The sequence below is a fragment of the Rhodococcus sp. GXMU-t2271 genome, assembly GCF_041414735.1.
Lineage (GTDB): Bacteria > Actinomycetota > Actinomycetes > Mycobacteriales > Mycobacteriaceae > Rhodococcus > Rhodococcus indonesiensis.
The window spans coordinates 1-13,799 of the sequence record NZ_JAUIZP010000027.1 but is presented as its reverse complement, the minus strand read 5'-3'; the positions used below and the strand labels follow the sequence as shown (position 1 = coordinate 13,799).

Here is a 13,799-nt window from a genome sequence, read left to right as displayed (position 1 = left end):
CCGAGACCACGCCCGCCCACTATTGAAACAGGTCGCACGCCTGCGAGGCGGCGGGTCGGGTCGACTACGGTGGCCCGTGTGTTGATCGCCGCGGCGTTCGTGCCGTCCCCACCCCTGCTCGTTCCCGAGCTGACCGGCTCCGCGGCCACCGAGACCGCCGACCTGCGCGCCGCCGCGCTTGCCGTCGGGGCGGAACTGCGTGCTGCCGCGCGGTGGGTCGTCGTCGGTGCGGGCACGGACGCGTCGGACGTTCCGGACACGGCCGTCGGAACGTTCCGTGGCTTCGGCGTCGACCTGGTCGTCGCGCTCGGGCCGGCGGCCACGGGGACCCCCGATCCGCAGCTGCCGTTGCCGGCGCTCATCGCGGGCTGGCTGCGCGACCGGACGGCGCCGGTCGTGCGCGCCACCACGCACGTCGTGCCGGCCGGGACGAGCCCGCAGGACTGCGCCCGGCTCGGGCGACAACTGCGCAGCACCCTGGATGCGGACCGCACCCCGACGGCGCTGCTCGTGGTGGCCGACGGCCCCGCCACGCTCACCGCGAAGGCCCCCGGCGCCTACCATCCGGAGGCGCAGAACCTGGACGAGGCGCTCGGCGTCGCCCTGGCGGTCGGCGACGTCGCCGCCCTCGCGACGCTCGACCCGGCACTGTGCGCCGAGACGGTCTGCGACGGCCGCGCGGCCTGGCAGGTGCTGGCCGCCGTGTTCGGTCCCGACGGACCGGCGTCGGCCGCCACGACCCACAGCAGCGCACCGTACGGGGTCGGATACCACGTGGGGATGTGGCGGCCGTGAGCGCCTACTCCACCCGCCCGGTCGCCGTCGTCGGCCCGACAGCCACCGGAAAGTCCGACCTGGGCCTGGATCTCGCCGAGGAACTCGGCGGGGAGATCGTCAACATCGACGCCATGCAGCAGTACCGCGGCATGGACATCGGCACCGCCAAGCTGGCCGTCGGCGAGCGCCGCGGCATCGCCCATCATCAGCTCGACGTCCTCGATGTCACCGAGACCGCCACGGTCGCCCGGTACCAACAGGCCGCGACCGCCGACGTCGAGGCGATCCGGGCGCGGGGCGCCGTGCCGATCATCGTCGGCGGCTCGATGATGTACGTCCAGGCGCTCCTGGACGAGTGGCAGTTCCCCGCCACGGATCCGCAGGTCCGGGCCAAGTGGGAGGCGCTGCTCGCCGACGAGGGGGTGGGCGCGGTGCACGACGCGCTGCGCCGGGCCGACCCGGTGGCCGCGGCGACGATTCTGCCCACCGACGGCCGCCGCATGGTTCGCGCACTCGAGGTGGTCGAGCTCACCGGGGCGCCGTTCGCGGCGTCGCAGCCGCAGATCGGCGAACCCCGGTGGGGGACGGTCGTGATCGGGGTGGACCGGGACACCGTGGCGCTCGACGACCGGATCGCGCGGCGCACGGACCGGATGTTCGAGCAGGGACTGGTCGACGAGGTCGCGGCCCTGTGCGAGCAGGGGCTGCGCGAGGGTGTCACGGCCCGCCGGGCGATCGGGTACGCGCAGGTGCTCGAGTACCTGGCCGGGGAGTGCGACCTCGCACACGCGCGGGAACGCACCTTCATCGGGACCCGGCGCTATGTGCGCCGGCAGCGCTCGTGGTTCCGCCGGGACCCGCGGGTGCACTGGATCGACGGCGCGGATCCCGGGCTGCGGGACGTGGCGCTTCGAGTTCTCGCCGGGGCGGACCGTCGATAAGGTGGCGGGCATGGACTTCAGCAAGGGCCACGGCACCGAGAACGATTTCGTGATCCTTCCCGATCCGGAGGTGCGGATCTCCCTCGAGCCGAAGCGGGTGGCGGCGTTGTGCGACCGTCGTCGCGGTCTCGGCGCCGACGGCGTCCTGCGCGTCGCGCGGGCGGGGGCGCTGGTCGACGCCGGGGTCCTGCCCGCGCTGCCGGAGGGGACGGCCGCGGACGACTGGTTCATGGACTATCGCAACGCCGACGGGTCGATCGCGGAGATGTGCGGCAACGGAGTGCGGGTGTTCGCCCACTTCGTCACGGCCGGCGGGTTGGAATCCCGCGACGCGTTCGTCGTCGGCAGTCGCGCCGGCGGCAAGCCGGTGCAGGTGCACAGCGCCGACGCGACGCACGGCGAGGTCACCGTCGACATGGGCGTGGTGCGCGAGCTGGGGGAGTCGACCGCCACCATCGAGGGCCGGGTGTACCGCGGTCTGGGCATCGACGTCGGGAACCCGCATCTGGCCTGCGTCGATCCGCACCTGACCGCGGCGACCCTGGCGGCCCTGGACCTGTCCGGTCCGGGTTTCGACCCCGGTTTCTTTCCCCAGGGCGTCAACATCGAGTTCCTCACGCCGATCGCCGCGGGCGCGGTGGACATGCGGGTGTACGAGCGGGGCGTGGGGGAGACCCGGTCCTGCGGCACCGGCACGGTCGCGGCCGCCGCAGCGGCGTTGCGCTTCGACGGTGCCGACTCCGGAACCGTCCGGGTGCACGTCCCCGGTGGGGCGGTGCAGGTGCGCATCGAGGACGGCCGGGCCGCGCTGCGCGGCCCCTCGGTGCTGGTCGCGTCGGGCACGATCGGTGACCACTGGTGGGACGGTCTGGGCTGACTGTCACTGCGACACCGCGACGTCGCCGGGTTTCGCCCTGCGCGGACACCCGGAAAGTCGCATGCGTCGGCGCGCCCGAAGTGGGACGATGGTCGTGTATGACGAACACACCACGAAACGAATCGGCCACCGACGACACGGACCGTGTCCCCGGCTGGGCCGCCGCCGACCCGTCGGTCGGCGAGATGCAACTCGAGGACCGCAGCGCCCTGCGCCGCGTCGCCGGGTTGTCCACCGAACTCGAGGACATCACCGAGGTCGAATACCGGCAGCTGCGCCTCGAGCGGGTCGTGCTCGTCGGGGTCTGGACCGGAGGCACCGCGGTCCAGGCCGAGGCGAGTCTCGCCGAGCTCGCCGCCCTGGCCGAGACCGCCGGTTCCCAGGTGCTCGAGGGCCTGATCCAGCGCCGGGACCGTCCCGACGCCGCGACCTACATCGGTTCCGGCAAGGCCGAGGAACTGCGCCAGGTGGTTCTGGCGACCGGCGCCGACACCGTCATCTGCGACGGCGAGCTCACCCCCGCGCAGCTGACCGCCCTGGAGAAGATCGTCAAGGTCAAGGTCATCGACCGCACCGCGCTGATCCTCGACATCTTCGCCCAGCATGCGACCTCCCGCGAGGGCAAGGCACAGGTGTCGCTCGCGCAGATGGAGTACATGCTGCCGCGGCTGCGCGGGTGGGGCGAATCGATGTCGCGGCAGGCCGGCGGCCGTGCCGGCAGCAACGGGGGCGTGGGTCTGCGTGGTCCCGGTGAGACGAAGATCGAGACGGACCGTCGCCGTATCCGCGAGCGGATGGCCAAGCTGCGCCGCGAGATCAAGGCGATGAAGTCCGTTCGGGACACCAAGCGCACCCGGCGGATGCGCAACCGCATTCCTTCGGTCGCGATCGTCGGCTACACCAATGCCGGCAAGTCGAGCCTGCTCAACAAGCTCACCGGTTCCGGTGTGCTGGTGCAGAACGCGTTGTTCGCGACGCTCGATCCGACCACCCGCCGGGCCGAACTCCCGGACGGGCGCGAGTACGTGCTCACCGACACCGTCGGGTTCGTGCGGCACCTGCCGACCCAGCTCGTCGAGGCGTTCCGTTCGACCCTCGAGGAGGTCACGGACGCGGACCTGCTGCTGCACGTCGTCGACGGGTCCGACCCGCTGCCGACCGACCAGATCAAGGCGGTGCGCGAGGTGATCACCGACGTGCTGCGCGAGTCCGACGCGCCGCCGCCGCCCGAGCTGATCGTGGTGAACAAGGTCGACGCCGCAGACCCGTTGACCATCACCGAACTACGTGCCCTGCTCCCCGACGCGGTATTCGTCTCGGCGCGCAGCGGTGCGGGACTCGACGACCTGCGCGAGCACCTCGCTGCGCTGCTCGAACACCCGGACGTCGAGGTGAAGGTGCTGCTGCCGTACACCCGGGGCGACCTGCTCGCGCGGATCCACTCGGACGGGCAGGTCCTGACCTCCGCGCACGAGGTGGACGGTACGCGCGTACACGCCCGCGTGCCGCTGGCCCTCGCGTCGGCCCTGGTCGAGTACGCCGCCTAGTGCGCGGCGCCCTCGTCGCTCTGGCGGTCGCGGCGGTGTCGGCGCCGGTCGCCACGGCACAGACCACGACGGCCCCGGCCGCCGAGGTCGACGGGGGTGTGCTGTGCACTCCCACCGACCCTGCCCTCGCGGAACTCTCGGGCCTGGCCGTCGCCGGGGGGCGGCTGTTCGCGGTGCCGGACGCCGGCGCCGACGAGGCCGTCTTCGAGCTGGGGGACGACTGCGCGGTGCTGCGGCGCATCCCGCCGGCCGTCGACCCGTACGACGTGGAGGACCTCGCCGCGGGTCCGGACGGCCGGCTCTGGCTCGGCGACATCGGCGACAATCGCGCCGCCCGCGAGACCGTCGCGTTGATCTCGGTCGACCCGGATACCGGCGCGGGGAGTCTGCACCGCCTCACCTACCCCGACGGTCCGCGCGATGCGGAGACGCTGCTCCTGCCCCGCGACGGGGTGCCGCTGATCGTCTCCAAGCCCCTGTTCGGCAGCGCCGGCATCTACCGGCCGGCCGGCGGATGGAGCGTGGACGAGCTGCCGGAGCCGGGGCCGGTCCCTCTCGAACGCATCGGGACCCTCACCCTCGGTCCCACGGACACCCCCGGCGGACCCGTCGGCGGGGCGTCCTCCACGCTGGTCACCGGTGGCGCGGTCGGTCCCGACGGCACCGTCGCCGCGGTGCGCACGTACACCGACGTCCACCTCTTCCACGCTCCCGACGGCGACGTCGTGGCGGCGCTCGCGGCGGGACCGTCCCTGCGGGTGCCGGTGCCCGGCGAACCCCAGGGCGAGGCGGTGGCCTTCACCGCGGCCGGGGATCTGCTGACCGGATCCGAATCCGCCGGGGGTGCCCTGCCGGCGGTGCGGGTGTGGCGTGATGTGGTGACCCTCTTCCGGCCCGCGGCCGCGCCGGAGCCGGCGCAGACCCCGCAGGGCGCGATGCCCGCGGCGATCGCCGCGGGCATCGTGGTGGTCGCCGCCGCTGCCGGCGGGCTGTGGCGACGGTCCTCGGGCCGGCGCCGGGGCTGAGGTCAGGCGTCGAGGTCCGCGGCCACCAGCTCGGCGATGCGGGCGAGCACGTCGGCGTCGTCGCTGGTGACGGTGACCTCGGTGCCCTGGGTGGCGCCGAGCGTCATGACGAGCAGCGCCGAGCCCGCGTCGACGGGTTCGCCGCCGTCCACGGCGAGGGTCACCGGGACGCCGGAGGCGACCACGGCTTCGGCGATGATCCCGGCCGGCCGCGCATGCAGGCCGATGGACGAGCCGACGGTGACGGTGGTGCTGGGCATGAGAACTCCTTCGGGGTAGGGACGGTCGTCGATCGGATCGGGCGACGTCGGATCAGGCGACGGCGGGCTGGGCCGCGGTGTCGCTGCTGCGCAGGTGGGCGGGTCGGTGCACCTCCTTGGCCAGGGTCACGCAGAGCGCACCCACGACGGTGCCGGCGGCGAGGGCGACCAGGAACCACAGCAGGTTGCCGATGGCGAAGAACACGAAGATGCCGCCGTGCGGGGCGCTGAGGGTTGTCCCGGTGGCCATCACGATCGCACCGGTGACGGCGCCGCCGGCCATCATGGACGGGATCACCCGAAGCGGGTCCGCCGCCGCGAACGGGATCGCTCCCTCGGAGATGAACGAGGCGCCGAGCAGCCAGGCGGCCTTGCCGTTCTCCCGCTCGGCGGTGCTGTAGATTCCCGGCCGCAGAGTCGACGACAGCGCCATCGCCAGCGGCGGCACCATACCGGCGGCCATCACGGCCGCCATGATCTGCAGCGAGGCGTTGTTCGAGACGTCGAGCCCGGCGACGGCGAAAGCGTAGGCGGCCTTGTTGACCGGGCCGCCGAGGTCGAAGCACATCATCAGGCCGAGGATCACGCCCAGGATGACGACCGAGGTCCCGGACAGGCCGTTGAGCCAGTTCGTCAGGCCCGAGGTGATCGCGGCGAGGGGCTTGCCGAGGACGAGGAACATCAGGGCGCCGACGGCGAGGGTCGCGAACAGCGGGATGATCACCACCGGCATCAGGCCGCGGGCCCACACCGGGACGGGGATGCGACCGACCCACAGCGCGGCGAAACCGGCGATGATGCCGCCGACGAGGCCGCCGATGAATCCGGCGCCGACGAACACGGCCACCGCACCGGCGGTGAAGCCGGGTGCCAGGCCGGGCCGGTCGGCGATGGCGAAGGCGATGTAGCCGGCCAGTGCGGGTACCAGGAACGAGAACGCGAGCGAGCCGAGCTGGAAGAGCACGGCGCCGAGGTAGGTGGGCAGGCCACCGGCCGGCAGGTCGGCGAGCGAGTTGTTCACCACGATGTCGGCGGCGGAGTCGGTGATCTCGTATCCGCCGAGTAGGAAGCCGAGGGCGATGAGCAGGCCGCCCGCGGCGACGAACGGAATCATGTAGCTCACGCCGGTCAGCAGGATCTGCCGCAGCCGGATCCCCCAGCCCACCTCGCCGGAGGAGGGTTCGGCGGCGGCGGCGGCAGCGGCGGCGGCCGCGTCGACGGTACTCGCGGATGGATCCTTCGCCGCGCGGACGGCCTCGGCGACCATCACGTCGGGCTCGTTGATGGCTCGTTTGACACCCGAGGCGATGACCGGTTTGCCCGCGAACCGTTCCCGGTTCTTCACACCGACGTCCGTGGCGAAGATGACGGCGTCGGCGCCGGCGATCACGGACGCCGGCAGCGGGGTGCTGCCGCTCGAGCCCTGGGTCTCGACCCGCACCGTGACCCCGGCACGCTCACCCGCGGCCTTGAGGGCATCGGCGGCCATGTAGGTGTGGGCGATTCCCGTCGGGCAGGCAGTGACAGCGACGATGGTGCGCTCGGCGGTCGCGGGGGCCGGCGTGGGTTCGGTGACGGGAACGGGCGGGGCAGGTTCGGCCGCCGCATCGGCAGCCGCAGTGGTGGTCGGCGCGGGCTTCGGCAGCACTCCTTCGACCAGCGCGATCACGTCCGCGGCAGTGGCGGCCTCGCGCAGCGACCCGACGAAGTCCGGCCGCACGAGCGCCCGGGCGAGCGACGAGAGCAGCTTCATGTGCTCGGCACCGCCCCCTTCCGGGGCGGCGATCAGGAACACGAGGTCCGCGGGTCCGTCGGGGGCGCCGAAGTCCACCTTGGGGGACAGCCGCGCGAAGCCGAGCGATGCGGTGACGACGGCGTCCGCGCGGCAGTGCGGGATGGCGATCCCACCCGGCAGGCCGGTGGCCGACTTGGCCTCCCGGTCCAGGGCGGCGGCCGTCAGTGCCGCCGCGTCGGTGGCGCGGCCGGCGTCGGCGAGCCGCGCGGCCAGCGCGGCGATGACCGACTCCTTGTCGGCGCCGAGGTCTGCGTCGAGTGCGATCAGGCCGTCGTCGATGATCGCGGGCCCGGAGGCGGGGCCGGAGGCGAGGTCTGGCATGGCGTGTCCTTACTGGTGGTGAGGGAGGGCCGGGGAGGGGGTGCCGAGGGGGCGGGGACGGATCGGGGTGACCTCGACGGCGCCGGTGTCGACGTCGTCGGGTCCGGGCAGCGTGGTGCCGGGGAGGGCCACGGCTGCCGAGCCGTATGCGACAGCGTGGCGGAGCCGCTCGGCGGGATCGAGTCCGGCCAGCTCCGCGACGAGGTAGCCGGCGAGGGAGGAGTCGCCGGCGCCGACGGTGCTGCGGGCGGTGACGGGGCCGGGTACGGCGTGCCAGGCACCGTCGGCGGTGACCAGGACCGCGCCGGCCGCACCGAGTGTGGCCAGTACCGCCCCCACGCCACGTTCGACGAGCCGGCGTCCCGCGGTGACGACGGGTCCGGTGTCACCGGCGGCCGCCGCGGATTCCAGGGTGGTGGCGTCCGCGCCGGTGAGTTGCGCGAGCTCGTCCGAGTTCGGCTTGAGCAGATCGGGTGCGGCATCCGGGAACCCGGCCGCGAGCGACAGCAGGGGAGCCTCGGAGGTGTCCACGGCGATTCGGCAGGCCGACCCGTCTACGGCGGCACGAACGGAGCGGACGAGGTCGGCGTACCAGTCGGCGGGCACGCCGGGCGGAAGGGATCCGGACATCACCAGCCAGTGAGCGGCGGCGGCGGTGTCGACGACGGTGTGGCGCAGCGACTCCAGGGTGCCGTCGGTGTACGCGGGCCCGGGTTCGTTGAGTTTGGTGGTGGTGCCGTCGGGCTCGGCGACGGTGATGTTGCTGCGGGCGGGACCCCCGGTCGGCACGGCGCGGTAGCCGATGCCGTGGTCGTCGAGTGCGGTGAGCAACGGGTCGCCGGTGTTTCCCGGCAGGACGGCCAGGACCGGTCGTCCGGCCGCGCGGAGCACCCGGGCGACGTTGACGCCCTTGCCGCCCGGGTCCACGCGGGTGGCGGCGGCGCGGTGCACGGCACCGCGGACGAGCGGGCCGGTCAGCGCGACCGTCCGGTCCAGGCTGGGGTTGGCGGTCAGCGTGACGATCATGCCGTCACCACCTCGATTCCGTTGTCGGTGAGCTCTTTGCAGTCGGTGTCGTCGATCTCGGTGTCGGTGACGAGCACGTCCACGGCGTCGACCGGGGCGAAGCTGATGAGGTGCTGTCGGCCGATCTTGGAGGAGTCGGCGAGGACCACGACCCGGTCGGCGCAGCGCACCATCGCACGTTTGACGGCGGCCTCGTCCGGGTCGGGAGTGGACAGGCCGTGGCCGACGCTGAACGCGTTCGTGCCGATGAAGGCGACGTCGACGTGCAGCGCGCGGAGGAACCGCAGCGCGTCCTCGCCGACCGTGGCCTGCGTGATCCCGCGGACCCGGCCGCCGAGCATGTGCAGATGCACCGATCCGAGGCCGGCGAGCCGTGCGGCGATGGGAACCGAGTTGGTGACCACCTCGAGGTCGACGTCGGCGGGCAGGGCCGCCACCAGGCGGCTGGTGGTGGTGCCGGCGTCGAACACCACGCTGCCACCGGCGGCGGGGAGGTACCGGGCTGCCGCGGCCGCGATCCGGTCCTTCTGGGCGGCGTGGGTGTGTTCGCGCTCGTTCAGCGCGGGTTCGGTGACGGTGAGTGCGGCGGTGGGGATTGCGCCGCCGTGCACGCGGCGCACATGTCCGAGCCGTTCGAGCAGGGCCAGATCCCGGCGGACGGTCTCGGTGGTGACGCGGAAACGGGTCGCGAGATCGGCGACGGACATCCGTCCCCGTCGGCCGATCAGCTCGGCGATCGCCTGCTGCCGTTCCTCCGCGTACACACCGGGCTCCTTGCTGCTGAATGTTGTTTCATGTTGTTTTACGCCCGTATGTGTTGACATGTCAATGGTTCGGAGTAATCTCGATCACAGAGTTACCCCGGACGCACATCCCGACACACCGGGCGGCGAGGAGGAGACATGGAGAAGGTGATCCCCGCAGCGGCGGCGATCTCGATCGTGCGGGGCACGCCGGTCGTGCCCGGGGTTGCCTACGGGCCGGTCGTACGCCCCGCGCCGCGGCCGCAGATTCCCACCACGTTCGAGCGCATCCCGGACACCGCGCGCGACGCCGAGGCCGAGCGCTTCCGGGTGGCTGCCGCCGCGGTCGCGGATCGGCTGCGCGGTCGCGCCGGCCGGGCCTCGGGCGCCGCCGCCGAGGTCCTGCTCGCCAACGCCCAGCTCGCCGAGGACCGCGGGTGGCTCGGCGCCGTCGCCGCGAAGATCCGCAACGGAGCCGGCGCGATCGAGGCCGCGGTCGGCGCCACCGATCAGTTCGCCGACATGTTCACCAAGCTCGGCGGGCTGATGGCCGAGCGCGTCACCGATCTTCTCGACATCCGCGACCGGGTGATCGCCGAACTCGCCGGCCATCCGGAACCGGGTCTCGACCTGCCCGACGAGCCGTCCATCCTGCTCGCGGAGGATCTCGCCCCCGCCGACACCGCGGGCCTCGATCCGACCCGGGTGATCGGACTCGCCACCACCCTCGGCGGGCCCACCAGCCACACCGCGATCATCGCCCGCCAGCTCGGTATCCCCTGCGTGGTCGCGGCGGCCGACCTCGACACCGTCCCCGCCGGCACCCGCGTCCTGCTCGACGGCGCTGCCGGTGAGCTCCGCCTCGACCCCGACCCCGACGAGGCGGCGGCCGCCGTCGCCGCGGACCGCAGCGAGCAGGCGCGCGTCGCGTCGTGGGCCGGTCCGGGCACCACCGAGGACGGGCATCGCGTCGAGATCCTCGCGAACGTCCAGGACGGTGCCGGTGCCCGCGCGGCCCGCGCGACCCCCGCAGAGGGGGTCGGGCTGTTCCGGACCGAGCTGTGCTTCCTGGACCGGGAAACCGAGCCGACCGTCGAGGAGCAGGCGGAGATCTACGCCGAGGTGTTCGGCGCCTTCGCCGGCCGCAAGGTCGTCCTGCGGACCCTCGACGCGGGCTCCGACAAACCGCTGCGCTTCGTCGACCATCCCGACGAGCACAACCCGGCACTCGGCCTGCGCGGTATCCGGATTGCGACCGCCACCGAAGGTCTGCTCGACCGGCAGCTCGACGCCGTCGCCGCCGCGGCCGAGCGCACGAGCACCGAGCCCTGGGTGATGGCACCGATGATCGCGACTGTCGCCGAGGCCGCGCACTTCGCCGCCGCCGTCCGTGCCCGCGACCTCGTGCCCGGGGTGATGGTGGAGGTGCCGGCCGCCGCGCTGCTCGCCGAACGCCTCCTCGAACACGTCGACTTCCTGTCGATCGGCACCAACGACCTCGCGCAGTACACGATGGCCGCGGACCGCATGTCGCCCCACCTCGCGTCCCTCACCGACCCGTGGCAACCGGCCGTGCTGGCCCTGGTCGCCCGCACCGCCGCCGCCGGACGCGCCGCCGGCAAGCGAGTCGGGGTGTGCGGGGAGGCGGCCGCAGACCCGTTGCTCGGCTGTGTCCTGGCCGGCATGGGCGTCACCTCGTTGTCGTGTGCCGCCGCGGCCGTCGCCGGTGTCGGGTCCCGCCTGGCCGCGGTGACCCTCGACCGCTGCCGCGAGGCCGCGGACGAGGTCCTTCGCGCCGTCGACCCCGGCGAGGCCCGCGACGCGGCGGCCCGCGTACTCGCCTGACGCACGTGATCGGCGCCGGGAGCCACCGACGCGACCGGACCGGGGACGCCTACCATTCCCCGTTGTGAAGGAACAACTGAGGACGCGGACGGCCGGATTCGGCTGGACCCTGCACGGCGACGGGCGTCGCGTTGCCGACGGCGAGGTCGTCGCCCCGGACGAACGGCTGTCCTGGCCCCGCACCGTGGGCATCGGCATGCAGCATGTCGTCGCCATGTTCGGCGCGACACTGCTCGTGCCGACGATCACCGGCTTCCCGGTCACCACGACGCTGCTCTTCTCCGGCATCGGCACTGCCCTGTTCCTGCTGATCACCCGCGGGCGGGTACCCAGCTACCTCGGCTCGTCGTTCGCGTTCATCGCACCGCTCACGGCCTCGGCCGGTGCGGGCCCCGCCGCCCAGCTCGGCGGCATCGTCGCCGTGGGCCTCGCTCTCGGGCTCGTCGGGCTCGTCGTCAAGGCGTCGGGATCCCGCGTCGTCGACGCACTGATGCCCCCGGTGGTGACCGGCGCGATCGTCGCGCTCATCGGCTTGAATCTCGCGCCGGTCGCGGTCGGGTCCTTCGAAGCGCAGCCGCTCGTCGCGGCGATCACGCTGACCGCCATCCTGCTGGTCACCGTGCTCGGCCCCGGCCTCCTCGGTCGCCTCGGCATTCTCGTCGGTGTCGTCATCGGCTGGGTGTTCGCCGCCGTCACCGGCGGACTCGCCGAGGAACGCGTCACAGCCCTCCGTGACGCCGCGTGGTTCGGCCTGCCCGAGCTGCGCGCCCCGGCGTTCGAGTTGTCCGTCGTACTGCTCGCCCTGCCTGTCGTGGTGGTGCTCGTCGCCGAGAACGTCGGCCACGTCAAGGCCGTGGCGGCCATGACCGGACGAAACCTCGACGACGTCGCCGGCGACGCCCTGCTCGCCGACGGCCTCGCCACGACCCTCGCCGGAATCGGGGGCGGGTCGGGCACCACCACCTACGCGGAGAACATCGGCGTGATGGCCGCGACGCGGGTGTACTCGACCGCGGCGTACTGGGTGGCCGCCGCAACCGCCGTGGTCCTCGCCTTCTCGCCGAAGTTCGGTGCCCTCGTCTTCACCGTCCCCGACGGGGTGCTCGGCGGCGCCACCCTGGTGCTGTACGGCCTGATCGGCATTCTCGGCGTGCGGATCTGGATGGAGGCCGATGTCGACTTCACCGATCCGGTCAACCTCACGGTGGCCGCCGCCGCGCTGGTGGCCGGGATCGGCGATCTCACCCTCACCGTGGGCTCCGTCGAGCTCGGCGGCATCGCGTGGGGCTCGATCGGCATCCTCGTCGCCTACCCGATCCTGCGCCGGGCGGCGGATCTGCGCCGTCCGGCGCCCGGCGCGTCCGGTCACAAATAACGCTCGTTCCTGTCAGCGTCAGACGGGCCTTCCGATGTCTACCGTGAGCGTGACGTACGTCATCGGATACAGGAGCGCACATGGAACGCACCCTCTTCGAGCCCGAGCACGAACTCTTCCGGGAGTCGTACCGGAAGTTCCTCGAGCAGGAGGTGGCTCCCTTCCACGAGCAGTGGGAGCAGGACAAGATCGTCGACCGTGAGGTCTGGAAGAAGGCCGGCGCGCAGGGCTTCCTGGGCATGGCGGTGCCGGAGGAGTACGGCGGCGGCGGTGTCGAGGACTTCCGCTACAACACGATCGTCACCGAGGAGACCACCCGCGGAGGATTCAGCGGCATCGGTTTCATGCTGCACAACGACGTCGTGGCCCCGTACCTGCTGAAGCTGGCGGACGAGGAGCAGAAGCGGCGCTGGCTGCCGGGATTCTGCTCCGGTGAGATCATCACTGCGATCGCGATGACCGAGCCCGGCACGGGCAGCGATCTGCAGGGCATCAAGACCCGCGCAGTGCGGGACGGCGATGAGTGGATCCTCAACGGTTCCAAGACCTTCATCACCAACGGCATCAACGCGGACCTGGTGATCGTCGTCGCCTGCACCGATCCGGAGAAGGGCGCGCAGGGTTTCTCGCTCCTCGTCGTCGAGCGCGGGATGGCGGGCTTCGAGCGGGGCCGCAACCTCGACAAGATCGGCCTCGCGGCGCAGGACACTGCCGAACTGCACTTCACCGACGTGCGGGTGCCTGCCGCCAACCTCCTCGGCGAGGAGGGCATGGGCTTCATCTACCTGATGCAGAACCTGCCCCAGGAACGTCTGTCGATCGCGGTGGTGGCGGCGGCGGCCATGGAAGCGGTGCTCGAGGACACGATGCAGTACTGCCGCGACCGCAAGGCATTCGGCAAGTCGATCGGCAGCTTCCAGAACACCCGGTTCGAGCTGGCCGAGCTGGCCACCGAGACCACCCTCGCGCGCGTCTTCGTGGACAAGTGCATCGAGCAGCTCAATGCCGGCACCCTGAGCGTGCAGGAGGCGGCGATGGCCAAGTACTGGACCACCGACAAGCAGGTCGAGTTGATCGACCGCTGCCTGCAGCTGCACGGCGGATACGGCTACATGCGTGAATACCCGGTCGCGAAGGCGTATCTCGACGCCCGCGTGCAGAAGATCTACGGCGGCACCAACGAGATCATGAAGGACATCATCGGCCGCGGTCTGAACCTCTGATCCCACCCGGGAACGAGCAGGGCGGCGCCGCGGATCGCGGCGCC

The 13,799-nt window shown here is 72.4% G+C and carries 12 protein-coding genes; 8 read left to right on the top strand and 4 right to left on the bottom strand.

The genetic code is table 11. The features are described 5' to 3' along the window. Window positions 1–78 precede the first annotated feature (78 nt). From QYS60_RS10085 to QYS60_RS10065, 5 genes are all read left to right on the top strand, one after another. A complete protein-coding gene (locus QYS60_RS10085) occupies window positions 79–795 on the top strand; it encodes a class III extradiol dioxygenase subunit B-like domain-containing protein (RefSeq protein WP_371383046.1) in 717 nt (238 codons plus the stop codon). Further along, a complete protein-coding gene (miaA, locus tag QYS60_RS10080) occupies window positions 783–1,718 on the top strand; it encodes a tRNA (adenosine(37)-N6)-dimethylallyltransferase MiaA (protein ID WP_371383045.1) in 936 nt (311 codons plus the stop codon). The genes QYS60_RS10085 and miaA overlap by 13 nt, the downstream gene beginning before the upstream one ends. 10 nt (window positions 1,719–1,728) lie before the next feature. After that, window positions 1,729–2,595 carry a diaminopimelate epimerase gene (gene dapF / locus QYS60_RS10075; RefSeq protein WP_371383044.1) on the top strand — a complete coding sequence of 289 codons (867 nt, stop codon included), beginning with the start codon at window positions 1,729–1,731 and terminating at the stop codon, window positions 2,593–2,595. 98 nt (window positions 2,596–2,693) lie between these two features. Beyond that, entirely contained in the window at window positions 2,694–4,142 is a 1,449-nt protein-coding gene (gene hflX / locus QYS60_RS10070) for a GTPase HflX (protein ID WP_003935621.1), read from the top strand. After that, on the top strand, window positions 4,142–5,167 hold the full coding sequence (locus QYS60_RS10065; RefSeq protein WP_371383043.1) for a hypothetical protein: 1,026 nt from the start codon (window positions 4,142–4,144) through the stop codon (window positions 5,165–5,167). Before hflX ends, QYS60_RS10065 begins: the two co-directional genes overlap by 1 nt. Before the next feature lie 2 nt (window positions 5,168–5,169). Here the strand turns inward: QYS60_RS10065 and QYS60_RS10060 are convergent, their stop codons facing one another. Genes QYS60_RS10060 through QYS60_RS10045 form a run of 4 tightly spaced genes read right to left on the bottom strand, consistent with a single transcriptional unit; the run spans window position 5,170 to window position 9,333 of the window. Next, window positions 5,170–5,427 carry an HPr family phosphocarrier protein gene (locus QYS60_RS10060; RefSeq protein ID WP_003935619.1) on the bottom strand — a complete coding sequence of 86 codons (258 nt, stop codon included), beginning with the start codon at window positions 5,425–5,427 and terminating at the stop codon, window positions 5,170–5,172. Between the two features lie 52 nt (window positions 5,428–5,479). Continuing rightward, on the bottom strand, window positions 5,480–7,543 hold the full coding sequence (locus QYS60_RS10055; RefSeq protein WP_371383042.1) for a fructose-specific PTS transporter subunit EIIC: 2,064 nt from the start codon (window positions 7,541–7,543) through the stop codon (window positions 5,480–5,482). 9 nt (window positions 7,544–7,552) lie between these two features. After that, window positions 7,553–8,569 carry a 1-phosphofructokinase gene (gene pfkB, locus QYS60_RS10050; RefSeq protein WP_003935617.1) on the bottom strand — a complete coding sequence of 339 codons (1,017 nt, stop codon included), beginning with the start codon at window positions 8,567–8,569 and terminating at the stop codon, window positions 7,553–7,555. Beyond that, a complete protein-coding gene (locus tag QYS60_RS10045) occupies window positions 8,566–9,333 on the bottom strand; it encodes a DeoR/GlpR family DNA-binding transcription regulator (protein ID WP_371383041.1) in 768 nt (255 codons plus the stop codon). The genes pfkB and QYS60_RS10045 overlap by 4 nt, the downstream gene beginning before the upstream one ends. Window positions 9,334–9,471: 138 nt before the next feature. On the opposite strand from QYS60_RS10045, the gene ptsP reads away from it, so the two are divergent. From ptsP to QYS60_RS10030, 3 genes are all read left to right on the top strand, one after another. Further along, window positions 9,472–11,157 (top strand): phosphoenolpyruvate--protein phosphotransferase, encoded by a 1,686-nt coding sequence (gene ptsP, locus QYS60_RS10040; RefSeq protein WP_371383040.1) that lies wholly within the window; start codon window positions 9,472–9,474, stop codon window positions 11,155–11,157. A 64-nt stretch (window positions 11,158–11,221) separates the two neighbouring features. After that, entirely contained in the window at window positions 11,222–12,532 is a 1,311-nt protein-coding gene (locus tag QYS60_RS10035) for a uracil-xanthine permease family protein (protein ID WP_003935614.1), read from the top strand. An 80-nt stretch (window positions 12,533–12,612) separates the two neighbouring features. Continuing rightward, on the top strand, window positions 12,613–13,755 hold the full coding sequence (locus QYS60_RS10030) for an acyl-CoA dehydrogenase family protein (RefSeq protein ID WP_003935613.1): 1,143 nt from the start codon (window positions 12,613–12,615) through the stop codon (window positions 13,753–13,755). Window positions 13,756–13,799 lie beyond the last annotated feature (44 nt).